Annotated in this window: 23 protein-coding genes; 14 read left to right on the top strand and 9 right to left on the bottom strand. The window is 73.9% G+C overall.

The features are described 5' to 3' along the window. The first annotated feature begins 23 nt into the window (after nucleotides 1-23). From Asera_RS17570 to Asera_RS17550, 5 genes are all read left to right on the top strand, one after another. Entirely contained in the window at nucleotides 24-986 is a 963-nt protein-coding gene (locus Asera_RS17570) for an ATP-binding cassette domain-containing protein (RefSeq protein WP_030448232.1), read from the top strand. Beyond that, the gene (locus Asera_RS17565) at nucleotides 983-2,557 is read left to right on the top strand and encodes an ABC transporter permease subunit (protein WP_084132342.1); all 1,575 of its coding nucleotides are present in this window, start codon (nucleotides 983-985) and stop codon (nucleotides 2,555-2,557) included. Before Asera_RS17570 ends, Asera_RS17565 begins: the two co-directional genes overlap by 4 nt. Then, nucleotides 2,554-3,309 (top strand): ABC transporter permease subunit, encoded by a 756-nt coding sequence (locus tag Asera_RS17560; protein ID WP_030448234.1) that lies wholly within the window; start codon nucleotides 2,554-2,556, stop codon nucleotides 3,307-3,309. The genes Asera_RS17565 and Asera_RS17560 overlap by 4 nt, the downstream gene beginning before the upstream one ends. A gap of 77 nt (nucleotides 3,310-3,386) precedes the next feature. Then, on the top strand, nucleotides 3,387-3,545 hold the full coding sequence (locus Asera_RS17555) for a hypothetical protein (protein WP_157035044.1): 159 nt from the start codon (nucleotides 3,387-3,389) through the stop codon (nucleotides 3,543-3,545). A 50-nt stretch (nucleotides 3,546-3,595) separates the two neighbouring features. Next, the gene (locus Asera_RS17550) at nucleotides 3,596-4,609 is read left to right on the top strand and encodes an ADP-ribosylglycohydrolase family protein (RefSeq protein ID WP_030448236.1); all 1,014 of its coding nucleotides are present in this window, start codon (nucleotides 3,596-3,598) and stop codon (nucleotides 4,607-4,609) included. Between the two features lie 184 nt (nucleotides 4,610-4,793). Here the strand turns inward: Asera_RS17550 and Asera_RS17545 are convergent, their stop codons facing one another. Continuing rightward, nucleotides 4,794-5,489, bottom strand: coding sequence for a helix-turn-helix transcriptional regulator (locus Asera_RS17545; RefSeq protein WP_030448237.1), 696 nt, complete (start codon nucleotides 5,487-5,489; stop codon nucleotides 4,794-4,796). A gap of 120 nt (nucleotides 5,490-5,609) precedes the next feature. On the opposite strand from Asera_RS17545, the gene folE reads away from it, so the two are divergent. The 3 genes from folE (at nucleotide 5,610) to Asera_RS17530 (ending at nucleotide 7,579) form a co-directional block, all read left to right on the top strand. Beyond that, nucleotides 5,610-6,212 (top strand): GTP cyclohydrolase I FolE, encoded by a 603-nt coding sequence (gene folE, locus Asera_RS17540; protein WP_030448238.1) that lies wholly within the window; start codon nucleotides 5,610-5,612, stop codon nucleotides 6,210-6,212. A gap of 164 nt (nucleotides 6,213-6,376) precedes the next feature. After that, nucleotides 6,377-6,838, top strand: coding sequence for an iron chaperone (locus Asera_RS17535; protein ID WP_030448239.1), 462 nt, complete (start codon nucleotides 6,377-6,379; stop codon nucleotides 6,836-6,838). Nucleotides 6,839-6,958: 120 nt separating this feature from the next. Next, on the top strand, nucleotides 6,959-7,579 hold the full coding sequence (locus tag Asera_RS17530; RefSeq protein ID WP_211255701.1) for a class I SAM-dependent methyltransferase: 621 nt from the start codon (nucleotides 6,959-6,961) through the stop codon (nucleotides 7,577-7,579). A gap of 196 nt (nucleotides 7,580-7,775) precedes the next feature. On the opposite strand, the gene Asera_RS17525 is transcribed toward Asera_RS17530, so the two are convergent. Next, entirely contained in the window at nucleotides 7,776-8,351 is a 576-nt protein-coding gene (locus Asera_RS17525; protein WP_030448241.1) for an RBBP9/YdeN family alpha/beta hydrolase, read from the bottom strand. Between the two features lie 104 nt (nucleotides 8,352-8,455). Here Asera_RS17525 and Asera_RS17520 point away from each other — a divergent pair, with 104 nt between their 5' ends. Continuing rightward, the gene (locus Asera_RS17520; protein WP_030448242.1) at nucleotides 8,456-8,923 is read left to right on the top strand and encodes an Lrp/AsnC family transcriptional regulator; all 468 of its coding nucleotides are present in this window, start codon (nucleotides 8,456-8,458) and stop codon (nucleotides 8,921-8,923) included. Between the two features lie 121 nt (nucleotides 8,924-9,044). On the opposite strand, the gene Asera_RS17515 is transcribed toward Asera_RS17520, so the two are convergent. Genes Asera_RS17515 through Asera_RS17495 form a run of 5 tightly spaced genes read right to left on the bottom strand, consistent with a single transcriptional unit; the run spans nucleotide 9,045 to nucleotide 13,732 of the window. After that, nucleotides 9,045-9,548, bottom strand: a complete 504-nt coding sequence (locus tag Asera_RS17515; protein ID WP_030448243.1) for a hypothetical protein — start codon at nucleotides 9,546-9,548, stop codon at nucleotides 9,045-9,047. Continuing rightward, entirely contained in the window at nucleotides 9,545-10,840 is a 1,296-nt protein-coding gene (locus Asera_RS17510) for a DUF58 domain-containing protein (RefSeq protein WP_030448244.1), read from the bottom strand. Before Asera_RS17510 ends, Asera_RS17515 begins: the two co-directional genes overlap by 4 nt. Next, the gene (locus Asera_RS17505) at nucleotides 10,837-11,808 is read right to left on the bottom strand and encodes an AAA family ATPase (protein ID WP_051802714.1); all 972 of its coding nucleotides are present in this window, start codon (nucleotides 11,806-11,808) and stop codon (nucleotides 10,837-10,839) included. The genes Asera_RS17510 and Asera_RS17505 overlap by 4 nt, the downstream gene beginning before the upstream one ends. Nucleotides 11,809-11,822: 14 nt before the next feature. Then, complete coding sequence (locus Asera_RS17500) at nucleotides 11,823-12,368, bottom strand: hypothetical protein (protein WP_030448246.1); 546 nt, start codon at nucleotides 12,366-12,368, stop codon at nucleotides 11,823-11,825. Further along, nucleotides 12,368-13,732: a DUF4129 domain-containing protein gene (locus Asera_RS17495; RefSeq protein WP_030448247.1), complete on the bottom strand. Its 1,365-nt coding sequence runs from the start codon at nucleotides 13,730-13,732 to the stop codon at nucleotides 12,368-12,370. The genes Asera_RS17500 and Asera_RS17495 overlap by 1 nt, the downstream gene beginning before the upstream one ends. A gap of 243 nt (nucleotides 13,733-13,975) precedes the next feature. Here Asera_RS17495 and Asera_RS17490 point away from each other — a divergent pair, with 243 nt between their 5' ends. Further along, nucleotides 13,976-15,292 carry a hypothetical protein gene (locus Asera_RS17490; RefSeq protein WP_051802703.1) on the top strand — a complete coding sequence of 439 codons (1,317 nt, stop codon included), beginning with the start codon at nucleotides 13,976-13,978 and terminating at the stop codon, nucleotides 15,290-15,292. A 139-nt stretch (nucleotides 15,293-15,431) separates the two neighbouring features. On the opposite strand, the gene Asera_RS17485 is transcribed toward Asera_RS17490, so the two are convergent. Continuing rightward, entirely contained in the window at nucleotides 15,432-16,349 is a 918-nt protein-coding gene (locus tag Asera_RS17485) for an NADP-dependent oxidoreductase (protein ID WP_244843922.1), read from the bottom strand. Nucleotides 16,350-16,479: 130 nt separating this feature from the next. Here Asera_RS17485 and Asera_RS17480 point away from each other — a divergent pair, with 130 nt between their 5' ends. The 3 genes from Asera_RS17480 to Asera_RS17470 all read left to right on the top strand — a co-directional run bounded on the left by Asera_RS17480 (nucleotide 16,480) and on the right by Asera_RS17470 (nucleotide 19,221). After that, entirely contained in the window at nucleotides 16,480-16,968 is a 489-nt protein-coding gene (locus tag Asera_RS17480; RefSeq protein WP_030448250.1) for a MarR family winged helix-turn-helix transcriptional regulator, read from the top strand. A gap of 307 nt (nucleotides 16,969-17,275) precedes the next feature. Then, nucleotides 17,276-17,602, top strand: coding sequence for a hypothetical protein (locus Asera_RS17475; protein ID WP_030448251.1), 327 nt, complete (start codon nucleotides 17,276-17,278; stop codon nucleotides 17,600-17,602). Between the two features lie 650 nt (nucleotides 17,603-18,252). Then, the gene (locus Asera_RS17470; protein WP_157035045.1) at nucleotides 18,253-19,221 is read left to right on the top strand and encodes a hypothetical protein; all 969 of its coding nucleotides are present in this window, start codon (nucleotides 18,253-18,255) and stop codon (nucleotides 19,219-19,221) included. A 76-nt stretch (nucleotides 19,222-19,297) separates the two neighbouring features. Here Asera_RS17470 and Asera_RS17465 read toward each other — a convergent pair whose 3' ends face one another. Next, a complete protein-coding gene (locus Asera_RS17465; protein WP_051802704.1) occupies nucleotides 19,298-23,275 on the bottom strand; it encodes a carboxypeptidase regulatory-like domain-containing protein in 3,978 nt (1,325 codons plus the stop codon). A gap of 150 nt (nucleotides 23,276-23,425) precedes the next feature. Between Asera_RS17465 and Asera_RS17460 the strand changes: the two genes are divergently transcribed. Beyond that, on the top strand, nucleotides 23,426-24,397 hold the full coding sequence (locus Asera_RS17460) for a helix-turn-helix domain-containing protein (protein ID WP_051802705.1): 972 nt from the start codon (nucleotides 23,426-23,428) through the stop codon (nucleotides 24,395-24,397). The last annotated feature ends 54 nt before the right edge of the window (nucleotides 24,398-24,451 follow it).

Raw genomic sequence — 24,451 nt, 5'->3', positions numbered from 1 at the left:
GACACCACGAGCGGAGGGGCACGATGCAACAGACCGCCATCACCGTCACCGGGCTGCGCAAGCGGTACGGGTCGGTCGTCGCGCTGGACGGGATGTCGTTCAGCGCGCAACCGGGCCGGGTGACCGGCTTCGTCGGCCCCAACGGCGCCGGCAAGTCCACCACGATGCGGGTGATCCTCGGCCTGGACCGGGTGAGCGCCGGGGAAGCCACGGTGGGCGACCGGCCGTACCGGAGCCTGCGCGATCCGCTGCGCCGGCTCGGCGCGCTGCTGGACGCCGGCGCGCTGCACCCGGCCCGCAGCGGCCGCAACCACCTGCTCTGGCTGGCCCGCTGCGCCGGGCTACCGGCCAGCCGCGTCGACGCGGTACTCGACCTGGTCGGGCTGCGGTCCGCGGCCCGGCGCCGGGCCGGCGGGTACTCGCTGGGTATGCGGCAGCGGCTCGGCATCGCCGCGGCGCTGCTGGGCGACCCGCCGGCGCTGCTGCTCGACGAGCCGTTCAACGGGATGGACCCGGAGGGCATCGTCTGGTTGCGCGGCTTCCTGCGCGCCATGGCCGGGCAGGGCCGGACGGTGCTGGTGTCCAGCCACCTGATGGGTGAGCTGGAGGGCACCGCGGAGCACGTGGTCGTGGTCGGCCGCGGCCGTGTCCTCGCCGACGCCCCGGTCGCCGGGCTGGTGGCGGCCGAGTCCGGCGACCGGGTCGTGCTGCGCACGCCGGCGATCGACCGGGCCGCCGCCGCGCTCACCGGCGCCGGCGGCGACGTGGCCGTGGCCGGCCCGGACGCACTGGTCGTCACGGGGCTGGCCGCCGAGCGGGTGAGCGCGCTGCTCGCCGCCGCCGCGGTACCGGTGAGCCAGCTCGCGCCGCACCGCGCCACGCTGGAGGACGCGTACCTGCGGCTGACCCGCGAGGCCACCCAGTACCGCGGCGCCGCCGGGCCGGCCACGGACGCGACCGCCCGACCGGGCGAGGTGCGGCGATGAGCGCGCGGGCCGAGCAGGAGAGCCGTGCGGCGGGCCCCGCGGGGCGGGACGGCGCGGGAGGAACGGCGGCGGGGCGGGACCGGGTGCGCCGGCCGGGCTTCGGGCGACTGGTGTGGGCCGAGTGGACCAAGCTGCGCAGCGTGCCCGCCTGGCTGGTCGGGCTGGCCGTGGCGGCGCTGCTCACCGCCGCGATCGGGCTGCTGATCTGCGGCGCCTCGGTGTGCAGCCGGCAGGATGCGCACGGCCGGGAGGTGGCCTGCACGGCCACGATCGGGCCGGACGGCCGCAACGTCACCGACCGGTTCTATTTCGTGCACCGGCCGATGACCGGCGACGGAAGCCTCACCGTACGGCTGACCGCGCTGGACGCGACCCTGCCGTGGGCGAAGGCCGGGATCATGGTCAAGAACGGCGTCCGGCCCGGCGCAGGCTACGCCGCGGTGCTGGTCACACCCGGCCACGGCGCCCGGCTGCAGTACGACTTCGAACACGACGTCGCCGGCCCACCCGGCGCGGTGTCGCCCGGCCGGCCGCGCTGGCTGCGACTGACCCGGGCAGGTGACGGGGTGACCGGCTCGGTGTCGCCCGACGGCCACCACTGGACCACGGTCGGCACCGCCCGGCTGGCCGGGCTGCCCCGGACCGCGCAGGTCGGCGTGTTCGCCGCGACCCCGCTCGACCTCGGGCGCACCGACTCGATGACCCAGTCGACGGTGCACCCGGAGCCCACCGTCGCCACCGCCACGTTCGACCGGGTGCGGGCGACCGGTGGGGCGGCCGGCGCGTCCTGGACCGGTACCCGGATCGGGGACAGCGGGCCGCTGCGCACGGCCGCCGGCGGGTACCACGACACCGGCGGCACGCTGCGGGTGCGCGGCTCGGGGGACATTGCGCCGGCGGTCAGCTCGATCGCCTCGATCACGCCGATCGAGCGCACCCTGCTCGGTACCTTCGCCGGCCTGGTCGCCATCGCGGTGGTGGCCAGCTCGTCGATCGGCGCCGAGTACCGGCGCGGGACGATCCGGCTGACCCTGCTCGCCAGCCCGCGGCGCGGCCGGGTGCTCGCGGCCAAGGCGGTGGTGGTCGGCGGTGTGGTGTTCGTGGTCGGCCTCGCCACCTCGCTCGCGGCCGTGGCACTCGGGACGAGGCTGTTGCGCGCCAACGGCAACGTGGTCGCCGCGGTACCCGCCGCGACCGAGGCGCGGGTCGTGGTCGGCACCGCGGCGCTGCTCGCGGTCGCAGCCGTCCTGGCGCTCGCGGTCGCCGCGATCGTGCGGCACGCGGTCGGCGCGATCGTCGCCGTCCTGGCCGGGCTGGTCCTGCCGTACCTGCTGGCCGCGGTGCTGCCGGTGCTGCCGGCGCCGGCGGCCGAGTGGCTGCTGCGGGTCAGCCCGGCGGCCGGCTTCGCGGTGCAGCAGACGATGCTGGCCTATCCGCAGGTGGACACCTCGTACACGCCGTTCGACGGCTACTACCCGCTCGCGCCGTGGCTGGGCTTCGCGGTGCTGTGCGGGTGGACGGTGGTCGCGCTCACCGCGGCCGGGCTGCTGCTGCGCCGGCGGGACGCATGACCGGGTGGTGGCGGCTGCTGCGGGCGGAGTGGACGAAGGCCCGCACCGTGGCGAGCACCGGAGCTCTGGTGGCCGGCACGGTGCTGACCACGGTCGCGCTGGGCGGTGCGGTCGCGGCCGCGACGCACTGCCCGGCCACCGGGTGCACCGGCGATCCGGTGCGGACCAGCCTGACCGGGGTGCAGCTGGGCCAGATCGCGGTCGTGGTGCTCGCGGTGCTGCTGGTCGGCACCGAGTACGGCACCGGCACCATCCAGGTCACGCTGGCCGCGGCGCCCCGGCGCGGCGCGGTACTGGCGGCCAAGGCCACCGTACTCAGCGCGCTCGTGGCGGTGGCCGGTACCGTCGCGGTGGTTCTCTCGCTGCTGCTCGGCCAGGCGCTGCTGCCCGGCGGCCCACTGCCGGGCAGCGCCACGGTGCTCCGCGCGGCCGGCGGTACGGTGCTCTACCTGGTACTGGTCGGGCTGCTCGCCCTCGGCGTCGCCGTTGCGGTGCGCCACTCGGCGGCGGCGATCGGCGTCGTGCTGGGCGTGCTGTACCTGCTGCCGGTGGTCGCCGGCGCGGTCGACGATCCGGACTGGCAACGGCACCTGGTGCAGGTCGCGCCGATGAGCGCCGGGCTCGCCGTGCAGGTCACCGCCGGCACGGCCGACCTGCCCATCGGCCCGTGGCCGGGCCTTGCCGTACTGATCGGCTGGGCCGCCGCCGCCCTGCTCACCGGCGCCCTGCTGTTCCGGCTGCGCGACGCCTGACCGCATCCGCGTAACGCGGCGCCGGCGACCTGCTCGCCGGCGGGCAGCTGGCGGCCGCGATCCTGGCCGGTGAGTGCGTGTTCTGGGGCTCCCGCTGGCTCTGCCAGTTCGCCGCGTTCACTCCGTCGATCTGGCGCGGTTCGCGACTGCGTACCGCCGGGCACCTCGGTTTCGCCGTGCTGTGGACCGGCATCACCGCGACCTTCGCCACCGCCCTGGTCGCTGCGACGGCGTGATCCGGTTAGGCTTCGCCTCCGGCGGTACGGAGCGTGGGGAGCGAGGGTCGATGGCGAAACGGGCGGCGACGGGGGTACTGCTGGGCCTGGCGATCGGCGACGCGATGGGGTTCCCGACCGAGTTCGACGACGTCGCCCGGATCGCCGCGAAGTGCGGGCCGTGGCGCGAGATGGCGCTGGCGCTCTCCGGCGGGGTCGCGGTCGTCAGCGACGACACGCAGATGACGCTCGCGCTGGGCGAGGCGCTGCGCGAGGCGACCGCGGCGGGGCCGCTGACGGCGGCGCGGATGGAACCGCCAACCCGCGCGCACTTCCTCGAGTGGTGGGCGTCCCCGGACAACAACCGCGCGCCCGGCGCGACCTGCCTGCGCGCCTGCGAGAACCTCAGCCGCGGCGGTCGCTGGCAGGCGGCGAGCCAGCTCGGCTCGAAGGGGTGCGGCGCCAACATGCGGGTCGCACCGGTCGCGCTGGTACCCGGGCTCGATCCGGTGCAGCGGTCCGGCGCCGCCCAGTTGCAGTCCGCGCTCACCCACGGGCACCCGACGGCGCTCGCCGCGAGCGATCTGACCATGCAGGCGATCTGGCTGCTCGCGCAGGGCACCGAGCCGGGCGAGCTGGTGAGCCGGCTGCGTGAGTACGCGGGGACGAACCGGTCGACCTACCGGGCCGACTGGCTGGGCGATCTCGCCGAGCACGGCCACGACCCGGATCCAGCGTCGTTCGTCGCCCGCGGCTTCGACGAGTGCCTGGCCGCGCTGGACCGGCTCGACGCGGCGCTCGCCTCCCCCGATCCGGATGCCGACCCGTGCCTGGCCACCGGTGCCGGCTGGATCGCCGAGGAGGCGCTCGCCACCGCGCTGTACTGCTTCCTCCTGCTCGCCGACGATCCGCCCGCGGTGGTCCGGCGCGCGGCATACTCCTCCGGCGACTCCGACTCGATCGCCGCACTGGCCGGCGCCTTCGCCGGCGCGTACCGCGGCGCCGACGGTTGGCCGGCCGAGTGGGCCGCGGCGATCGAGTACCGCGAGCGGCTGCTTGCCCTCGGCGCGGCCTGGGACGCCTGAACCTCGGCCCGCCCCCGCGCCGCGACCGTCCACGCCGGACGGTCCTCGATCCGGGCGGCCGGATGTGGGGGCTGGCCGGTCCAGCGACGCCCGGCCGCGTCGGGGCGGGTGGTCGAGCGACCCGGCCCGACGCGTCCCGGCGGTGAGGGTCAGCGGCGCGGCCGGAAACGTCGGGCGGTGAGGGTCAGCGGCGCGGGGTGAGTTGGACGCAGCAGCCGCCGTCGGCCGGCGGGGTCAGCGTCGCGGTGAGGCTGTCCGCCTCGACGCCGTCGAGGATGCCGGCGATGAACGCGTGGTTGATCGCGCACACCAGCTCCGGCGCCCGGTCGGTCAGCGGATGGAACGGGCAGTTGCGCAGCCGCAGGCAGGTCGGTGTCGGCCGGACCGGTTCGTACCCGTAGCGGGCGAGCAGCTGCGCGGCGAGGTGCAGGGCCCGCTCGGCACCGAGCCGGCCGGGACGCCGCTCGGCCCGTACCGCCGCGCCCAGTTCGACGCCGCGCCGGTGCGCGACCCGGGTCGCGGCCTCGACGGCGCCACCGGGGGCGTCTCCCGCCAGTACGGTGTCGAGCAGGATCGTGGCGAGCAGGTCGTGCTGCCGGGCCGGGATGTTGATCCGCACCTCGACGTCGGTCGGCTCGTACACCTTCGGGCGGCGGCCGACCCGCGGCTCGCCGGCGGCCTCCTGGTCGCGCACCCGCAGCAGGCCGGTCGCGACCAGTTTGTCCAGGTGGAACGCGGCCAGCTTGCGGGAGATGCCGACGGCGGCACCCGCCTGTTCCCGGGTCACCGGTCGGTGCTCGGCGCGGACGAAGGCGTAGATGCGGGCGCGCTGTTCGTCGTCGAGCGCGGCGACGGCCCGGACCGCCGGATCTGTGCTCACCGTCTCACCGTAACTCCGATGAGCGTGTCCGAAAACCCGTCGCCCGATAGATCTGCCACTCACTCTTGACCACGGCGCCAAATATGACCAACACTTGTTAGCGAAATGGAGAGGAGTCCGATGACCACCACGAGCGGCGCACTGCGGGTCGTCAAGCAGCCGGAGGCGGGCATGGATCTCGCCGCGGCCGAGCAAGCCGCAGCGGACTTCATCGCGGCGCTGGGCGTCGACCTGGACGCGGAGAGCCTGCAGGACACCCCCGGCCGAATGGCCCGCGCCTATGCCGAACTGTTCACCCCCCGCCCTTTCGATCTGACCACGTTCCCCAACGACGAGGGCTATGACGAGCTGGTGCTCGCCCGTTCCATCCCGATCCGGTCGGTGTGCGAGCATCACCTGCTGCCGTTCGTCGGCGTCGCGCACGTGGGATACCTCCCGGGCAGCCGGATCCTCGGGCTGTCCAAGCTGGCCCGCATCGTGGAGCACTTCGCCTGCCGGCCCCAGGTGCAGGAGCGGCTGACCAAGCAGATCGCCGACTGGCTGGACGAGCAGCTGCACCCCAAGGGTGTCGGCGTCGTCATCGATGCCGAGCACACCTGCATGACGCTGCGCGGCGTGCAGGCGACCGGCAGTACCACCGTCACCTCCACCCTGCTCGGCACGCTGCGGGCCGACCCGCGGTCCCGGCAGGAGTTCTTCTCCCTCACCGGCGTGAACGGCTAGACCTGGTCAGGAATCGAGAAGCGGCGGCATCGCGGGCCTGGTTAGCGTGATCGTGACGGGCATCGGCGGTGCCCCGACCTCGGCGGTACCGCGATGACCGGCTCGCGCAAACCTCGCCGCACCGGTACGAGCGTGGCGGCGTCGACATCCGGAGGTACCGCATCATGGCGGACAAGAAGCCCGCAAAGGCCGCTACCGGGAAGGCGGCCGCCAAGACCGCGCCCCGGTTCACCGCCGAGGAACGCGCCGCGATGCGCGAACGCAGCCGGGAGCTGAAGCAGAGCAAGTCGAGGGCGGACGGCGAGGCCGACCTGCTCGCCAAGATCGCCGAAATGACCGGATCGGACCGGCAGATCGCCGAGCGGTTGCACGCCCTGATCACCGCGACCGCCCCCGACCTGGAACCCAAGACCTGGTACGGGATGCCGGCGTACGCCCGGGACGGCGCGGTGCTGTGCTTCTTCCAGCCGGCGGCGAAGTTCAAGGCGCGGTACGCCACGCTGGGCTTCAACGACAAGGCGATGCTGGACGACGGGTCGATGTGGCCCACCACGTTCGCCATCACCGCACTCACGCCCGAGGGCGAGAAGCGCGTCGTCGAGCTGATCGAGCGCGCCGTCGGCTGACCGGACCGCCACGCAACGGGTCGGCGGCCGAGCGTCGCCGACCCGCATCGACGGCACCCCGGATTTGCCATCCCGGCAAGGAAAGTTGTCACCCGGATCGGCCGTCGGCACGCTGCGGTCATGACCGAGCAGAACGCGACCGGAGTGACGATGGACCGCGAGTACTGGGACGGGCGGTACCGCGAGCGCGGCCAGCTGTGGAGCGGGCGGCCCAACGGGGTGCTCGTCGAGGAGGCGTCGGCGCTGCCGCCCGGCCGGGCGCTCGACGTGGGGTGCGGCGAGGGCGCCGACGCGCGGTGGCTCGCGCAGCGCGGCTGGCAGGTCACCGCGATCGACATCTCCCAGGTCGCGCTGGACCGGGCCGCCGCCGGCACCGGCGGGTCGGCCGTCACCTTCACCCGGCTCGACCTCGCCGGCACCGCGCCGCCGGGCAGCTACCAGCTGGTGTCCGCGCAGTACTTCCCGCTGCCCCGGCAGGCCGACCACGCGGCGCTGCACCGGCTGCTGGCCGCCGTCGCACCCGGCGGCACGCTGCTGGTCGCCGGGCACGACCTGGCAGACCTGCCGGCGCAGCACCACGGCGGTCCCGACCCCGCCGACTTCTACCGACCCGACGAGATCGCCGCCGTCCTGGACGGCGACTGGACGGTACTGGTCGACGAGATCCGGCCGCGGGTCTCCGCCGCACCGCCCGGTACCGCACATGTCAGGGACGCGGTACTCGTCGCCCGCCGCCGCTGACCCCTGCGTACTGCGTCACACCCTCGCCCGGGCGCGTGACGACCTGGTGTTTCGTGCGTTGCACGGGTTGCGTCCCGTCCCCCGGGACGCGCTCGGCCGCTGCCGGCCGGTTGTCCTTCCTCGGTTCCCGGCCGGCAGCCCGTGGCCCGCCTCCCGCCGATGGCCGGTGTCCCGCCGTTTCCGGCCCACGGGTGGGCTACGCGCACCACTGCCGGGTCAGCGAGTCCAGAAGTTCCCAGCCTTGCTGCCACGCGCCCAGCTCGCTGGCGGAGTTGAGGTGTCCGTACGCGCCCGCCAGGTGCCAGCGCGCCGCCCACCGCGTCGCGAACTCGGCGGCTGCCTCGGCGGTGCAGTACGGGTCGGTGGTGCTGCCCACCACCAGCGCCGGGCACGGCAACGGTTGTGCCGACAGCTCGGTGAACGTCGCGGCTGCCCGGCGCGGGAACGCCGGCCCGTGCGGGTCCGGCGGTGCCACCAGGAACGCCCCGCCTGCCGGGTTGGACGGGTACCTACCCAGCCAGCTGGCCGCCGCCCAGCAGCCCAGGCTGTGTGCCACCAACACAATGTCACTGTCCTGCCGGGCGGCGTCGTCGTACGCCTCCTGGACGGCGTCGACCCAGTCGTCCAGGTCGGGGGCGGACCACGAGGCAGGGGAGATCCGCACCGCGGAGCTGCCCCACTGCCGCTGCCACAGGCTCTGCCAGTGCGCCTCGTCCGAGCCGTCGATGCCCGGGATGATGACGTACGCGACCACTGCCCACCACCGTTTCACTCGTCGCTCCCTGCGATCCTGGGAGCCCTGACGCAGATTCTGTTGGACGCATCAGGGCAGCGGCAGAGACGCAAGTGATCTCAACGGAAACGGTGCGCACGACAATGGAATCACTCGACCGGATAGACCGAGACATCCTCACCCTGCTCCAGACCGACGGCCGGCTGACCGGCGCGGAGGTGGGGCGCCGCGTCGGACTCTCGCAGCCCGCGGCCAGCGCGCGCATCCAGCGGTTGGAGAAGAACGGCGTCATCACCGGTTACCGAGCCGTGGTCGATCCAGCAGCCCTCGGGCTCAACATTCACGCGGTGGTCCGGCTACGCACCACCCACGCCCAGCTGTCACGCGCCCTGGGGCTCGCCTCCCGCACACCCGAGATCGCCGCCATTCTCCGAGTCACCGGGGAAGACTGCCTCCTGTTCGACGTCTACTGCCCGCAGGCGGGACGGCTCGAAGAGGTCGTCGACGCGCTTGCCCGTCACGGCCCGGTCACCACATCCCTCGTGCTTCACGCCTACCCCCGGAAGCCGCTGACCGAAGCGTCCGGGTACACATCGAGCCGTCCGCGCTGACCGGCTTCGAGGCGCTCGAGGTCCCACCGCCTGACCCGGCGGGATTCGGGTCGGTCAACGGGCGCGTGGCGCGGCGTGGCCGGTCGGAGCGTCGGTGGCGTCGCCGAGGCTGCCGGGGCCGTCAGCGGCGGGTGACGGTGCGGGCCAGTACCCAGGCGATGGCGGCGGTGCCGAGCGCGGCGGCGAACACGGCGGCGGTACCGGCGAGCGGATGCGCCGCACCGACGGCGTAGCACAGCAGCGACGCGGCGAGCCCGACCCCGCACAGTACGGCGGAGCGCAGCACCCGGCGGGCCGGCAGCGCCGGGTCGGTGCCGGCGCCGCGCTGCTCCCAGCTCCAGGCGCACAGCTCGGCGGCGGCGAACAGCAGCACCCCGAGCGGGCCGAGCAGCCAGGTCCGATCGGTACCGAGCAACCCGAGCACCGGGGGCACGCTCGCCAGCAGCGCCAGGCCGAACCTGTCGTGGCGCACCAGCACCGCGAAGACCGCCGCGCCCAGCGCCAGCACCGCGCAGATCGCGAACAGCGGACGCCCGCGCGCCGGCCCGAGCGCGAGCGCCACCGCGTTCGCGGCGACCACGCCGGTCAGCGAGCCGGCGGCGAGACCCAGCCGCAGCCCGGTCACCGGGCTGCCCGTACGGTGCGGGCCTGGCCGAGGCGGCGCAGCCCACCGACCACGGAGCGGGCCAGCCCGCCGGGGCCGACGGTGACCACCGGGATGCCGACGCCGGCCAGCATGGCCCGGCGCCGGTCGATCTCCAGCCGCCACAGCCGCCGGGCGATCACCTCGGTGGCCGACGCCGGCGCCGGCAGCGCGTCGCCGGCGTCCAGCACCGCGACCGCGACCGCGCGTCCCTTGGCCCGCCAGTCCTGGCAGAACCGGACCACGCTGCGCTGGTACAGCGAGGTCAGCGCGATCACCAGCGCGGACTCCGGTACCGGCAGCCGGTGCGAGACCCAGTTGTGGCTGGTGGTGTCCACCGCGTCGGCTCCCATCTCCAGCAACGTCTCCAGCAGCTGGTACTTCGCGCGCTCGCCGCCGGCCGGGTGCAGCGTGCGCCAGCCGCCGCCGAGCCCGATCAGCCCGACCCGGTCGCCGGCCTGCAGGTGTACCGAGACGATCGCCCAGGCCGCCCGGGCGGCGCGGGCGAGTACCTCGGTGGTGCCGTCGGTGTAGGTGTCGAGCACGACGACGACCTCGCCGGACAGCTCCGGATGGTGCCGGTTGACGTACGGGCGGCCGTGGCGTGCGGTGGCACCCCAGTTCAGGTCGCGCAGCCGGTCGCCCGGCTCGTACGGGCGCAGTTCGGCGAACTCGTAGCCCTCGCCGATCCGGCGCGCCTGGTGCACGCCGGCCACGGTGCGCGACTCGGCCGGGTCGAGCAGCCGGTTCAGCCGCTCCACCTGCGGCAGCACCCGCAGCGACGGGCCGGTCGCGACCCGGCCCTGCCACACCAGCAGGCCGCGCGGTGCCCGGGCCCGTACCCACACCTCGCCGGCCAGGTGCCGGCCCCAGTGCGCGGCGCGCAGCACCACCGGCAGCCGGAGCGGGCCGGTGGCGGCCGGGATCGCCCACCTGGTCGGGTACGGCGGCACGCCGACCAGCCCGCGCGGGGTCCGGATCAGCACCTCGAGGTCCAGCGGACCGGTCCAGTCGAGCGCGATCTCGCCGCGGACCAGGTCGCCCTCCAGCAACTGGCTGGTGTCCACGGTGAGGGTCGCGGTGACCGCCAGCGTGCCGGTGCGGACCAGACCGACGCCGAGGGCCAGCAGGAACGGCACGGCGAACGCGACCACCGCCGGCTGGCCGGCCAGCACCGCGACGACCAGCGCGCCGATCACGATCGCCAGGTACGGCAGGAGCCGGCCGTCGCGGCGCGGCGGCAGCAGCGTGGGCTGCCCGGTGGGTGCGCTCATCGCCAGTTCGGCGCCGGGACTCGGTCGACGATCTGGCGTACCACGTCGTCGGAGGAGACCCGGCGGGCCCACGCCTCGGAGCGCAGCACCACCCGGTGCGCCAACGCCGGTACCGCGATCGCGCGCATGTCGTCCGGGGTGGTGAAGTCACGGCCGGCGAGCACCGCGATCGCCCGGGACAGCTTGATCAGCGCCAGCGAACCGCGCGGGCTGGACCCGACCTCCAGCTGCTTGTCCGCGCGGGTCGCGGTGACCAGTGCGACCGCGTACTGCGCGATGCTGCGGTCCACGTGCACCTGCTCCAGGCTGGCCTGCATGGCGCGGAACTGCTCGGCGGTGACCACCGGGCTCAACACCACGTCGTCGTGGCCCCGGGTGAGCCGCTGGGCCAGCAGTTCCAGCTCGTCGTCGGGGGTGGGGTAGCCGACGCCGGTGCGCAGCAGGAAGCGGTCCAGCTGCGCCTCCGGCAGCGGGTAGGTGCCCTCCGACTCGATCGGGTTCTGGGTGGCGATGGTCAGGAACGGCCGCGGCAGCGGGTGCGTGCTGCCGTCCATCGTCACCTGCCGCTCCTGCATCGCCTCCAGCAGCGCGGCCTGCGTCTTGGCCGGCGCCCGGTTGATCTCGTCGGCGAGTACCAGCTGGGCGAACACCGGGCCGGGCCGGAACACCGGCGTGGTGGTGGCGAGGTCGAGCACCATCGTGCCGGTGATGTCGGCGGGCAGCACGTCCGGGGTCAGCTGCAGCCGGCGGAACTCCAACCCGGCGACGGTCGCGAACGACCGTGCCAGCAGCGTCTTCGCCACCCCGGGCAGGTCGTCGAGCAGCACGTGCCCGTCGGCGAGCAGCCCGGCGAGTACCAGTTCCAGCACGTGCCGCTTGCCGACGACGGCGCGCTCCACCTCGGCGAGGATCCGCTTGGCCGCGGCGGCCGTACCGGCGACCCCCGGTCCCGCCGCCTCGCCGCCGATCGAAGGTTGCTCGGTCACAGTCGCTCCACATCGTCGAGGATCATGCTCAGGTACTGCAGGTGTACGGGTGTGTCGGTGAGCTGGCCGGGGTGTCGCGACTGCAGCAGCGCCCACGACGGCGGCGAGATCAGCGACTGGATCCGCGGGACGTGCTCGGGTACCCGCGGGTCGAGGCCGTGACTGTCGGCCAGCCGGCGGCGCAGCTCGTCGTGCAGCGTGCCGCGCGCGGCGAACGGGATCGGGCCGTTCGGCGTGGTCCGGAACGTGGCCGCCAGGTCGTCGGTGAGATCGCGCAGGCCGGTCGGGACCTGGCGGCCGTCGGTGTCGCCGTCGACGGTCCGCAGCGGCGAGGCGGACAGGTCCGAGCCGGCCGGCCAGGCGACCCGGGTGAGCAGCCAGCCGGCCGCGCCGGCGGCGAGCAGCACCAGCAGCACCCGCAGCACGGTCTCGGCGGCGGCCGGCCAGGCCAGCGCGAGCAGCACCGCGGCCACGCTCGCCAGCACGGCGAGGGTGACTCCCCGGCGCAGCAACAGGTTCCCGGTCGCGGGCGGCCCGGCCATCACACCGCCCCGGTCGGTGCCATCGCGGCCAGGTCGGCCGCGGCCTGGCGCAGCGCGGCGAGCGCCGCGTCCCGGTCGGCGGCGGTGAGCGGGTGCGGCGAGAACCGGGCCCGCTCGAACAGCTCGGTGAGCGCGTGCAGCGGCTCCGGCCGTACCCGCAGGCCGAGCAGTACCCGGTGCAGGTGCTCCATCGGCGCCTCGTGCTCGTAGCGGGCCAGGCCGCAGGCGGCGAGCCCTTCCAGCAGCCGCGCGTACGCGCCGATGACGGCGGTACGCGGATCCGGGTCGGCGAGCATCGCGTCGATACTGCCCACCACGGTCGCCGCCATCGCCTCCCGGGCCTGCGCGAACCCGTCCGGCGCCGCGGCCGGGGCGGTGCGCTGCCGCCGGCCCGCGCTGCGGCCGACGACGACCGCGACCGCCACCACGGCGGCCAGAACCACGGCGCCGACCAGCGCGATCAGGATCCAGCCCAGCGCGGCGAGGTTCAGCCCGGCAAGCGCGCCGGGGTGCGGCGTACCGGTCGCCGCCGGGGTCACCTCGGCCGGCGTCGGATCGAGCGGCGGCGCGGACGGCGAGGTGGGCAGGCTGTTCAGGTACCGGTCGACGTCGCCGTGCGACATCCCGGCACCGCCGCCGTCGTCGAGCGTGACGTAGCCGTCGATCGTGCCGTCGCCGTCGGTGTCGATCGCGCCAACCCAGCGGCCGTCGCGGCGCACCACGTAGAGCCGGCTCGGGCCGAGTTGCGAGGTCGCGTCCTGCTGCCGAACGAAGATGCCGTCGATGGTGCCGTCGCCGTCGGTGTCGACGCCGATGTCGGGCTTGCCGTCGTGGTCGAAGTCGCCGACCCGCGCGGTACCGGCCGGATGCGCGAGCGTGCCGCCGGCGGTACCGCCGACGCCGGTCGCTGCCGTCGAGGTCGGTGGCGCGCTCGGCGCCGGGGTCGGCCGCGTCGCCGTCGCCGGCGGCAGCCCGGTGCGGGCGATGCCGGCCAGGGCCAGCAGCGCCAGCGCGACGACCGCGGCCGGTACCGCGATGCGCAGCGTGTGCCGCAGCCCGCGGTCACCGGGCCGGCCCCGCAACACCAACCGCAGCACCACGATCACCAGTACCGTCGCGACGACGCCCGCGCCGGCCACGATGCCGGCGGTCACCAGGATGGCCAGCCGATCGGGGCGGCCGTGCCGCAGCGGCGCCAGTACCGAGGTGGTGGACGCGGCGACGGCGAGCATCGCCACCAGCACCACCGCGCCGAGCAGCAGCCAGCCGAGCCGGCCGGGACCCGTACCGGGGGGCGGCGGGGACGGCGGTGCCGGGCTCACCGGCCGGACCGCGGCGTCGACGCGGCGCGGTCGAGCGGGCACGCCGCATCGACCGCGGCAAGGGGAATCGGCATGCGCCTCATTCTCCGGATCCGCCCAACCGCGCGCGATCCCGCGGGCAGAGAAGAATGTCACGCCGTCTCGTTGTGGTTTGCCCGGCTCTGCCGCGATCTGCCACCGCCGCTGCCGGCCGGACGGCGACCGGCCGAACGCGACCGGTTCGTGCATGGTGTCGACCGGGACGGCCCCGGTACGGTGCGAGTCAGGCCGGGCGAAGGGGTTGCCATGCGCTGGATCCGGACCGCAGTCGTCATCGCCGCCGCGTTGCTCGCGGGCGGCAGCCTCCCCGCCGCGTTGCTCGCCGGCGGCAGCCTCCCCGCCACCGCGGGGGCGTCACCGGACCGCATCGTGTCGCCGCAGGCGGCGGCGTTCACGCCGATCGACGCCTCCGGCTTCACCCTCGATCCGACCGGCACCGCGGCCACCTACCAGGGCCTGGTGTCCCGGCTGGAATCGGATTCCCGGATCCACCGGGCGACGCTGTCCGGCGTGCTGTCCGCCGGGGTGGTGCGCACCGGCACCTGGCCGCTGTGCCACCCGACCCACCTGTCCTCGACGTACTCGCCGTCCGGCTTCTGCTGGGACCACGACGACGACACCACCGACCAGTGGGTACCGCAGGGCATCACCGGCTCCGGCGACGCCTCGGCGACCGGGTACGTGGACGGCAAACGGCTGCTCGCGGCGAGCTGGCACGCACCGGCCGACGCGCTCGCTCGGGTCAGCATCGCCGACTACACCAAGCCGTCCGCCGGCGTGCCCTACCACCACCTGCTGCTGATCGAGCCGTACCTGGACTCGACCGGGGCGCCGAACTTCCGCACCGTGCAGAACGTGCACGCCGACGGCCTGCTGTGGTACGGGAACCGGCTGTTTCTCGCCACCGGCACCCGGCTGCAGGTGTTCAGCCTCGACCACATCTGGCAGACGGTCACCAGCGGTGGCAACGCCGGCAACATCGGCCTGTACGCCGACGGCGCGCACGCCCGGTGGCACGCCTGGGCGCTGCCGATGATCGCCGAGTACCGCACGGTGTGGGGCGCCGACGGCGGCTGGGTCTCGTGCAACTCGAAGACCGGTACGAAGCCGTGCCTGAACTCGATCAGCCTGGCGCCGGACCGGACCTCGTTCGTCACCGCGGAGTACTTCGCCCCGACCGACGGCAGCTCGCCGGCCGGTGCGCGGGTGATCCGCTGGCCCCTCACCGACTCGTCCACCGGGCTGCCGGAGACCGGTGTGGTGCACGCGAGCGAGGCCTACTCCTCGCCCGTATGGCACCTGCAGGGCGCCGCGACGGACGGCACCGCGTTCTACCTCACCGGCGACTGCCCCGGCACGCCGCCGGCCGGTACCGATCCGAACGACTGGGTCTGCCTTCACCGGGCGCTGCCGGGTCAGCCGCCGCACGTGCTCACCCAGGGCCCGCCGCTGACCCAGAACCTGTCGTACTGGCCGCAGACCGGCGAACTGTGGGGCATCAACGAGCGGACCAACACCTCGACCGGCGCCCGCGTCGTTTTCAAGATCATCCCGAATCCCTGACGTCACAGGCGTCGGGCCGGCGCCGGGCTACCGGCGCGGCGGCCGTGCCGCCCGGGTTTCGGTGACATCCCTTGCCCCGCAGCGGATCCCGCACCGCCGGCTACCGAGGTGCGGGATCCGGTGGCCGGTCAGGCCGGGATCAGGACGGTCCGGCCCGGCAGCCGACCCGCGGCGTAGTCGGCGTGCACCGCCGCCGTGTCGGCCAGCGGCCGGCGCTCGGCCACGTCGATGCGCAGGGTACCGGCGTCCACCCGGCCGACGAGGTCCGCGAGCTGCGCGGCGTCGCTGCGGGAGAACACCTGAGCGGCACGCACGCCGCGGGCCGGGTCCGGCTGCGCCGGCGTCGTCGCGCTGACCAGCACTCCCCGTCGGCGACCAGGCCGACGAGCGCGGCGTTGCGCTCCGGCGTGGTGGGTACCAGGTTGAGCAGCACGTCGAACGGCGCGCCGGGCACGGCGGCCGGATCCTCGATGTGGTCGATGATCCGGTCGGCGCCGAACGACCGGAGCCGGTCGGCGCTGCGGGCGGCGGCGGTCGCGGTGACCTCGGCGCCGAGCTGCTTCGCCAGCTGCACCGCGTACCCGCCGACCGCGCCGCCCGCCCCGTTGACGAGGATCCGCTGCCCCGCGGTGAGCTCCGCAACCTCGGTCAGCGCCTGCCAGGCGGTCAGCCCGACGGCGGGCAGCGCGGCGGCGTCGGCCAGCGGTACGGTCCGCGGCGCCGCGGCGAGCGTCTCCGCCGGCGCGAGCACGTACTCGGCGGCGGCGCCGTCGTCGGTCATCGGCAGGTAGGCGAGGACGGCGTCGCCGGGCTGCCAGCCGGTCACGTCGGGGCCGAGTTCGGCGACCGTGCCGGCGACCTCGACGCCGGGCACGTGCGGGAACCGGACCGGGAACACCTCGGCGAGGTTGCCCGCCCGGATCGACGCGTCGATCGGGTTGAACGCGCTGCCGGCGACGCGCACGAGCACCTGCCCGGCTGCGGGTGCCGGGCGTGGCGCGTCCTCGTAGGCCAGGACGTCGGTGTCGCCGTACCGGTGGAAACGTACTGCCTTCATGGCTCCCCCTGGAGTAGTTGCTTCGACTTCGAAGTGGTCCCACCATGACACTGCTTCGAAGTCGAAGCAATACCAGCACCGGGTGAGGGTCGTCACACTGCTTCGAATTCGAAACAACTAGACTGGCGACATGGCGAAAGCCCTGAACCCCGAGCAGCTGCGCACCTACTTCGCGCTGATGGAGTCGGTGACCCTGCTCCAGCACGCCGTCGAGCGACAGCTGCGCGCCGACGGGGGCATCAGCTACGTGCAGTTCCAGCTGCTCGCCCGGCTCGCCCAGGCCAGGCAGCTGACCATGACCGAGCTCGCCGACGGCGTCGTGTACAGCCGCAGCGGCCTCACCCATCAGGCGAAACTCCTCGAGCAGGCCGGGCTCATCACCCGCACCGGTTGCCCGGACGACCAGCGCGCCACCATGGTGACCATCACCGACGCCGGCCTCGCACTCATCCAGCGGTTGATGCCCGGCCACATCGAGGTGGTTCGCGACCTGATGTTCGACGCCATGTCCGACCGCGACCTGCACGCCCTGGCCGAGATCATGACCCGGGCCCGCGACCACATGCGGGCGCAGCCACCCCGGTCGGCCACCATCCGCCGCCGGCGCACCGCCGACTAGCCACGCGCCGCCCGGACCTACCGCCGGCGCACCGCCAACCGACAACCGGCCGCCCGGGCCCACGGCAGGCCCGCCGCCGACCAGAAACGGGCCGTCCGGGCCACCGCCCGCCGCCGACCGACAACCGGCCGCCCGGGCCCACCGGTGATGATCGTGCTGACCTGGCCAGGCCGCCACTCGGCGCCGCAGACCGCACCCCGGGTACCGGAACTGCCCGGCCGGTAGCAGTGACCGCGCGGCCGGATCGGCGGTGCCGATCGCCCGCGCGACCCGGGCGGCGGGGCCGGCGGTCGTGCACACTGGTGGCGTGACGCATCCCGAGCTGGCGCAACGACCGCGGTGGCGGTTCACCGGCGACGGGCGGTTCCCGGTCGCCGCGCGGTTCGACGACCGCTGGTGGGTACTGCGGATCAACGGCTTCCCCGACCATCCACTGTGGACACTGTTCGTGGCCGGGGTGGCCCGGTTCGACCTGGACGACGTCCCGACCGGCTGGGGCCGGCCGCTGGACCGGTCGGCGCCGACGCTGCCGGACGACACCGCCGCCGCGGTCCTGGCACCGGTACGCCGGTTCACCGCGTACGGCAGCGAGCACGGCCGCCCCTGCGACGGCCCGTTCTGCTGCGACGGTTGAGCCCGCGCCCCCGCTGCGGGCCCCTGGCCTCGGCCGAACTGCGACGGCCGGCTGACCGGCGACCGTCGGCCGCAACGATGGCGGAATGCTGCTGATGCCGTCCGACGTGCTGCACCCCGCCGGGTCGACGAGCACGTCGCCGCCGAGGCCGACGCCGCCCGTCCCGCCGGGATCGAGGTGTCCCTGGTCGACCACGACGCGCTGGCCGCCGGCTCGGCCGAACCGGGGATCGCCCGGGCCGACGGCAGCGGTCCCGCGCTCTACCACGGCTGGATGCTGCGCAGCGAGCACTACGCCGGCCTGGCCGCCGCGCTGCGTCGCCGCGGCGTGCAGCCGCGTACCGGCGCCGTCCAGTACCGGCGCGCGCACGAACTGCCCGGCTGCCGCCTGGTACCGGCGGGTTCGGTGCGGTTTGCGGCCGGTACGGCGCGGTGCCCACCGAACGGCCGATCCCGGCTGACCGAACCGGCGGATTCGGCCGCACTGGGTAGCGAACCGAATGCGGGTGGCGAAGACCAAGCTGCCCGCGCTCCCGCCGGCCCTTTCGTGCCGCGGCGCGGGCTCGCTCGGTACGTGCTGCCGGCGGCTCGGCGACCCCGAGCCGCCGGCGGAGTCGCATCGGGCGACTCGGGAAGCAAGGGATGTGGTACATGCACAGGAAGTTTCTGGCGATGGCCGCGGTCGCGACCGTCGCCGGTGGCCTGCTCGCCGCGGGCGCCGCGAACGCCGCACCGACTCCGCAGGACAACACGGTTCGTACCGTCGACAAGAAGCTGTTCATCCCCGGCAACACGATGAACGGCGACTTCTCGACCGCGACGTTGAGCCGGCGCGGGGTCACGCTGGCGGTCTCGGCGCCGGGCGACCAGGCGGGCTATCTGCGGCCGCTGGCCGCCCGGACGCCGCTGGCCAACGTGGCGTCGTTCGGGTACACGACCATCCAGCTGGCGGCCCGTCCGGCGAACGCGGCGCTGCTGCCGACGCTGCAGCTCGGGGTGTACGACACCGCCGGCGACTGGGACGGCACCCTGGTGTACGACCCGGCCCAGGGTGGCAGCGATATCGACGGCACCCGGTTCGACACCTCGCAGACCAGCGGTGGCTGGTGGTGGACGAAGAACCCGGATGCCGCGTACAAGGTCTCCGACCGGCGCACCCTGGCCGGCTGGGGATCCGCCGATCTGAAGGGCTTCACCGTCGGCTACTACGGTGTCGAGCTCGGCACGTACCCGGCGCCGCAGGCGGTGAAGGCGTCGGTCGACGACGTCCACATCGTCACCGACACCCAGGACGTCACCGACCACTTCACCTCGCAGGCGGCGCCGCCGGCATTCCAGCCGAGCGTGCTCAAGCCGGCGAACCTGTGCCGGGTGTCCAGCACCGACAAGCACAACGTGTGGCAGGTGACCAACGTGTCGGGCGGCCGGGACCGGACGTTCCACGCCGGTGTCACCTACGACGGCAAGACGACCTGGTTCGGGTGGCCGCACACGGTCAAGGCCGGGCAGTCGACGGCCATCGTCTCGCCGTACGGCGGCAAGCTGACGATCCAGTGGTACGACGGCGCGGGCAACAAGGAGCTCGCGTACGCCACCAGCAACCACAAGATCCTCTGCTGACCGCCTGGTGACAGCGCCGGGCCGGCACGGACGACTCCCGTGCCGGCCCGGACTCGTCAGCCGATCGGACGGACCCTCACTTCCTGCTGAGGGTGACGTCCACCGGCGGCAGGTCGTACGGGGTGTCGGTCACGAAGGCCAGCCGGGCCGAGTAGGTCCCGCGCGACGAGGTGGCGGATGTGTCGACCACCACCTGTACCGTCACCGTCCGGCCGGCCGGGATCGTCACCTCGCTGTGGTTGGTCGACAGCCAGCCGACGTCGGAGCCCGTGACGCAGTCGCCCTGCCCCGGCAGGCGCTCGGCGTACGGCACCGGCGTGAACGAGCCGATCGAGCCACCGACCGCGGTCAGGCCGCATGCCGCGCCGCCGCGGAACACCGCGTACCGCGCGTTCGGCAGCGCAGACCAGGCGCCGGTCTCGGGATCGAACTCGATCGCCTGGTTGGTGCTGGTGTAGGAGGCACCGGTGTTGTGGTCGTAGGTGGCGATGCCACCGACCAGCTGCAGCTTGCCGCCCGACCCGGCGTAGGACGCACCCCAGACGCCGTAGGGCATGCTGGCGATCTGGGTCCAGGCGTCGGATCCGGCATCGTACCGGTAGGCCGTGGACGCGATCTCCTCCGAGAACGGCGCGGGATTGCGCCCGCCCGCGCACACCAGGCCCTCGCCCGACGCCGCACACGCGAGCAGTACCTCATCCTCCGGATAGCTCGCCGACCGGGACCACGTGGCGGTGTGCGGGTCGTAGGCGTAGACCGACGACGCGCTGTCACAGGTCACCGTGGTGCAGCCGGCGACCACGTAGAGCCGCCCGCCCGACACCGCACCAGCCGCAGCCGTCTTGGGCGCCGGCAGGTCCGGCGCCGTCGACCAGTGGTCGGTTGCCGGGTCGTACACGAACGTGCTCGCCGACGGGTTGCCCTGCCCGTCCCAGCCGCCGGCGACGTACAGCCTGCCGTTGACGAACCCGCCCACGGCGTTCTCCCGGGCCGCCGGCAGCGGCGCGATGGCCTGCCACTTCCCGACCGCGGAGTCGTAGGCGTAGGCCTCGCGCGTGATGCCCGAGTCGTCGAGCCCGCCCACCGAGTAGACGATCCCGTCCTCGGTCGCGACCACGCTGTCCTGGATCGGCCTCGGCAAGGTGGGCAGATCGTCCCAGGCGGGATCGACCGCCGCCTCCCGCGGGGGAAGGTCATGGCCGCCGACGTGGCCGGATGGGCCGAACGCGAACGGATTCGCGTCGACCTTGACGCGCTGCGCCGGCGCTCCCGGCGACGCGGCCCGGCGTTTCCCGTCGGGCGACGTGAAGCCGCGGTCCTGCTCGACGATGCGCACCGTGGCAGGCGCCCGACCGGTGTTGCGCAGCCGCAGGGTACGGGTGTTGCCACGCTGCCCGCCGCGATCGGCGGACGCGGTGACGTCGATGGCGCCGGGCGTGGCTTGCACGCGACCGGCACGCAACCGCCAGTCCTGCCGCACGACGCGATGGGCGGCCGTACGCACCGACGCGGCGCTGTCGACGTAGTGCCGACCGGCAGCGGTGATCCGCGTCGTGCCGGTGCCCGGCACGTACAACCAGTAGAAGCCGTCGTCCACCGCCGCATCGCCCACCGTCGGCTGGGTCACGGTGGCGACACCGCCCGGTGCCGTCACCTCGGCACCGGTCAGCGGCGCTCCGGTGTTGTCGTCGTGCACCGTCCCCACGACGAGCCCGCCCTTGGTCGCATCGCAGGATCGCGAGCCGGCGAAGACGTCGTCCAACTCCCAGTAGTTGTCGAAGGATCCGGTGAACCGGAAGCGGAACCGGACGTCGGGCTTCCCGGCGGCCTGCGGTACGGGGATCCGAACCGGGCCCTGCACCATCGTGTCCGGGGCGTGCCAGACGTTCGTCCAGGTGGAACCGCCATCCAGGCTCAGGTCGACGTCACCGTCCTGGTTGCCGAATCCGTAGTCGTAGTAATAGGTGTCGAAGCCGATCTCGGGGCTGGTCTGATCGGAGAAGTCGAGCGCCGGGGAGACCAGGCTGCTGTCGTGCGTGGTGGAGTTGACCCAGTTGTCGACGATGGCGAACTGACCGCCACCGCCGGTGCGGTTGCCCTTGCCCCCCGGATCGTCGAAGACCCAGGTCTTCCCGGTCCCGGCCTCGTCGGTCACCTGCCAGCCGTCCGCGGCGCCCGACCAGCCCTCGAAGTCGGCGGCGACCCCGTCGTAGGTGTACGCGTAGCCCGGTGCCGTGCAGGTGGTGGCGTCGACCGCCAGCCCGATGTCGTGGGTGACCCGGCCGTGCCCGGTACGCAGGTCGACCGTCGTCCGCCGGGTCTGGTAGCCCGGCATGTCGACCGGCTCGACGCCGAGCGAGTACCGCGAGCCGACCGGCAGCTCGACGCTGTACCGGCCGGTGACCGGATCGGTGTAGACCGCGCCGTTCGGGTCGCCGTCGATGGTGATCTTCGCGTAGATCGGCCATCGCTGACCGGACCCGTCGCGCACCACCCCGCTGACCCGCCGGTTTGCGAGCCGGTCGAGGGCGAATCCGCGCGTGACGGTCTTCCCCGCGGCCACGGACAGCTTGTCGACCCCCGCCGAGCCGTACCCGAACTCCGAGACCGTCAGCTGGTAGGTGCCCGCGGCGACCGGGACGTGGTACCGGCCGTGCGCGTCGGTGACACCGTGAAAGCGGTACCCGCTCGAGGCCGTCAGGGTCACCCGCGCGCCGGCGAGCGGCTTGCGACCGGCAGTGACGGTGCCGGCGACCGCGGCCGCGGGCCCCAGCGTGAGTGCCGACAGGCCGTTCGGCGTGCCGACCCCGGTGGGGCCGTCCCAGCCGGCTCCGGCGGTGCACTCGATGGTGCCGCAGTTCTGGTTGGCGCCCTTGGTCACGTCGAACAGTGACGCGCCCGCGCGGTACACGTAGCTGGCCGGGTAGGTGCCGGGGATCGCCGGGCCGGCGAGCGCGTACATCGCCGCGACGAGCGGCGAGGACAGCGAGGTGCCGCCGTACTGCGACCAGCCGTCCTGTCCCAGCGTGTTGTAGACCGCGAGGCCGGTCGCGCTGTCCGCGTCGGCCGCGACGTCCGCGGTCGCGCGCTTGCCCGCGCATCCGGTCACGTCGGGCTGCTGGAAGTCCGGCGCCGCTTCGTACCGCGAGCATCCGCTGCCGCCACCGGCCCAGGCGGTCTCCGTCCAGCCGCGAGCGGTCGAGGGATCCCGGGTGAGGGTCGTGCCGCCCACGGCGACGACGTCGGGAGAGGTGGCCGGGTAGCTCTGCACGCCCCCGGTGTCGCCGGTCGACACCGTCACCGCGATGCCGGGGTGGTCGTAGTACTGGTCGTAGTAGGCGGCCTCGTACGGGATCTCGCCGTCGACGCCGTACGAGTTCGAGATCGCCGCCGGGTGCCGGGCTGCCGCCGTGTCGACCGCCTGCCCGAGATTGGGGAAGCCGTTGTCATCGGCCTGCACGAGGAGGATGTCGCAGGAGGGACAGGCCGCGGAGACCGCGTCCAGGTCGAGGGCCGTCTCGATCGACCAGCCCGGGTCTTCGACCTTCGGATAGTCGTCGCCGCCCCGCTGATCCAGCTTGGTGAAGCAGCCGTTCTCCGTCGTGCACGGCGGGAGCCCGTAGTGGGCGCGGAAGACGGCCAGATCCGACTCGGCAGCGCGGTAGCCGAACGCGTCCACCACCGCGACGGTGCCGCCCTGGCCGGTGTCGGTCAGGCCGTAGGCACTCTGGATGTCCGCCGGGCCGAGTGCACCCGGTACGGGCTCGTCGGTCTGCTCGACGAGCTTGCCGTCGGAGGTGGCCAGACCCGCCGCGAAGCACCGGGCGAACGGCGTGTCGTCGCTGGGATCGGGGTCGGTGTCGGCGGCACAACCCGCCGCAACCGACTGCTTGCTCCACGTCGGCTGCCCGGAGGCGGGAGCGGCGGGCGTCGCTGGCCGCGCCGCAGCCGGCGAACCCGGAACGATCGCGGCGACCAGGACGATGGCCAGAGCCGTGGAGTATCTGGCGATGCGGCGAGCCAGGACTTTTCGCCGCCTTGGGGGATCCTGCATCTGGAGGGGCTCCGATCGAGTCAACCGGTCTGTCTCATACCTGACAGCATTGGCAGATTGCAGGATCCTGCCAGAAGGTAGAGTGCGGCGACAACCGCTTCAAGGTGCGAGTTCCTGCCACCTGTCCGGTTCCTGACGAGGGAGTACGCGATGTGGGACGCCGTCGGCGTGTCCGGCACCGAGGCCACCGCCTACGAAGCGCTCGTCCATCGTGGACAGGCCGACGCGGAGGCGCTGGCCGGGGCCGTCGGGGTGTCGAAGGGGCAGGTCGCCCGCGTCCTTCGACGGCTGGTCCAGCGCGGTCTCGCCACCCGGTTGCCGGGTGCGCCGGCGCGGTACGTGGCAGTCCCCCCGGATCTCGCGGCAGGATCGCTCATCGCCGAGCGGGAGCGGGAACTGTCGCGGCTGCGAACGCATGCCGACCAGCTCGCGGCCGAACATGCCCGGCAGCGGCCCCAGGAACACGACCCTGCCTCCCTCGTCGAGATCATCGACGGCGCCAGCAACGTGCAGAGCGCCTTCGTCCGGCTCCAGCGCACGGCGCGACACGAGATCCGGACGTTCGACCGGCCGCCGTACCTGGAAGATCCGATCGCCGGCAACGAGGAGCAGTACATCCAGTCCGAGCGGCGGAAGCTCGTCTACCGGGTCGTGTACCACTCCAGCGCGCTGGAGATCCCCGGCCGCCTCGAGGACGTCCGGCGGCGTGTCCAGCACGGCGAGCGGGCGCGGGTTTCGCGCCACGTACCGATGAAGATGGCGTTGTGCGACGACCAGCTCGCACTCATCCCGGTGACGACCGGCAGCAATGCGGCCGAAGCCGCGTACCTCGTGCATCCCTCCTCGATGCTCGACGCGTTCAGCGAGCTGTTCGAGGCGCTCTGGCACCGGGCGGTCCGGCTGAACGACCGGGACCGGGACCGGGCGGTCGAATCCGACCGCCCGATCGACGACCGGTTGCTCGGCCTGCTCTCCGGCGGCGCCACCGACGAGACCATCGCGCGGGCCCTCGGCTGGAGTCCCCGTACCGTTCATCGCCACATTCACCGGATGATGGCGGAGGTGGGCGCGGAAACCCGGTTCCAGGCCGGCATGGAGGTGGTCCGTCGGGGCTGGGCCTGAGGTCCGGTTCTGGCTCGACGCCGACCGCGAACCGCTCCGTTCCCCAGGCACCGG

Origin of the sequence: Actinocatenispora sera, from assembly GCF_018324685.1 — a bacterium.
GTDB lineage: Bacteria > Actinomycetota > Actinomycetes > Mycobacteriales > Micromonosporaceae > Actinocatenispora > Actinocatenispora sera.
Note: the sequence above shows the minus strand (reverse complement) of the source record. Positions and strands in the feature narration are given on the sequence as shown.

Coding starts and splice junctions, on each gene's coding strand:
- Asera_RS17570 (WP_030448232.1), top strand. CDS start 24: ATGCAACAGACCGCCATCACCGTCACCGGGCTGCGCAAGCGGTACGGG.
- Asera_RS17565 (WP_084132342.1), top strand. CDS start 983: ATGAGCGCGCGGGCCGAGCAGGAGAGCCGTGCGGCGGGCCCCGCGGGG.
- Asera_RS17560 (WP_030448234.1), top strand. CDS start 2,554: ATGACCGGGTGGTGGCGGCTGCTGCGGGCGGAGTGGACGAAGGCCCGC.
- Asera_RS17550 (WP_030448236.1), top strand. CDS start 3,596: ATGGCGAAACGGGCGGCGACGGGGGTACTGCTGGGCCTGGCGATCGGC.
- folE (WP_030448238.1), top strand. CDS start 5,610: ATGACCACCACGAGCGGCGCACTGCGGGTCGTCAAGCAGCCGGAGGCG.
- Asera_RS17535 (WP_030448239.1), top strand. CDS start 6,377: ATGGCGGACAAGAAGCCCGCAAAGGCCGCTACCGGGAAGGCGGCCGCC.
- Asera_RS17530 (WP_211255701.1), top strand. CDS start 6,959: ATGACCGAGCAGAACGCGACCGGAGTGACGATGGACCGCGAGTACTGG.
- Asera_RS17520 (WP_030448242.1), top strand. CDS start 8,456: ATGGAATCACTCGACCGGATAGACCGAGACATCCTCACCCTGCTCCAG.
- Asera_RS17510 (WP_030448244.1), bottom strand. CDS start 10,840: ATGAGCGCACCCACCGGGCAGCCCACGCTGCTGCCGCCGCGCCGCGAC.
- Asera_RS17500 (WP_030448246.1), bottom strand. CDS start 12,368: ATGGCCGGGCCGCCCGCGACCGGGAACCTGTTGCTGCGCCGGGGAGTC.
- Asera_RS17490 (WP_051802703.1), top strand. CDS start 13,976: ATGCGCTGGATCCGGACCGCAGTCGTCATCGCCGCCGCGTTGCTCGCG.
- Asera_RS17485 (WP_244843922.1), bottom strand. CDS start 16,349: ATGAAGGCAGTACGTTTCCACCGGTACGGCGACACCGACGTCCTGGCC.
- Asera_RS17480 (WP_030448250.1), top strand. CDS start 16,480: ATGGCGAAAGCCCTGAACCCCGAGCAGCTGCGCACCTACTTCGCGCTG.
- Asera_RS17470 (WP_157035045.1), top strand. CDS start 18,253: ATGCACAGGAAGTTTCTGGCGATGGCCGCGGTCGCGACCGTCGCCGGT.
- Asera_RS17465 (WP_051802704.1), bottom strand. CDS start 23,275: ATGCAGGATCCCCCAAGGCGGCGAAAAGTCCTGGCTCGCCGCATCGCC.
- Asera_RS17460 (WP_051802705.1), top strand. CDS start 23,426: ATGTGGGACGCCGTCGGCGTGTCCGGCACCGAGGCCACCGCCTACGAA.